We start from the raw sequence: 513 nt of genomic DNA, 5'->3' as shown, positions 1-513 counted from the left end.
GTAGGTGGTTATATTAAAACTACTTATGGGTTCAAATATAAAGAAAGAGCAGAAGAAAAAGAAGAAGGCATCTGGTAAGGAGGCTATTATGGAGCAAAGAGTATTGCTAATAAGCTATAGCAGATTGAATGAATTGAAAAAAGAGATAAAAAATGAAGAGGAATTTTTAAAGTTTTTAAAGGAAAAAAATGTGGAGTACGTCGGTGTACTACACTATGATGATATGATTACCTGGATAAACAAAGAAGATTTTATTTGCACCCCGGCTTAGCCGGGGGCTTTTTTTGTCTGAACTATGTGGGATAATTGCTGATATGATAGGTGGTGTTATGGCTACAAAAAATTTACCTGAATGTCTTAAAAAGCTCGTCAGCGACGACGGGCTTTTTAATGATTTTAAAAGCTATTTAAAACAGAAATATAAAACAGGCTTCGGGGACGATGGTATCAATAGGCCTCGGAGCTATGAAAATTATAATAGACAGCTAAACAGGATTAAGGCGTTTTACACAG

General features: G+C 35.1%; 1 protein-coding gene. It reads left to right on the top strand.

The annotated features are described in order from the left end of the window. Positions 1–25 precede the first annotated feature (25 nt). Complete coding sequence (locus tag ACK4SC_RS11740; RefSeq protein WP_409618158.1) at positions 26–271, top strand: hypothetical protein; 246 nt, start codon at positions 26–28, stop codon at positions 269–271. The last annotated feature ends 242 nt before the right edge of the window (positions 272–513 follow it).

The sequence above is a fragment of the Microcella sp. genome (genome assembly GCF_046293215.1).
Taxonomy (GTDB): Bacteria; Actinomycetota; Actinomycetes; order Actinomycetales; family Microbacteriaceae; genus Microcella.
This window is presented reverse-complemented; position numbering and strand designations above follow the sequence as displayed.

Bases quoted from the DNA above. Each gene is read 5' to 3' on its own strand.
- ACK4SC_RS11740 (WP_409618158.1), top strand. From the start codon at position 26: ATGGGTTCAAATATAAAGAAAGAGCAGAAGAAAAAGAAGAAGGCATCT.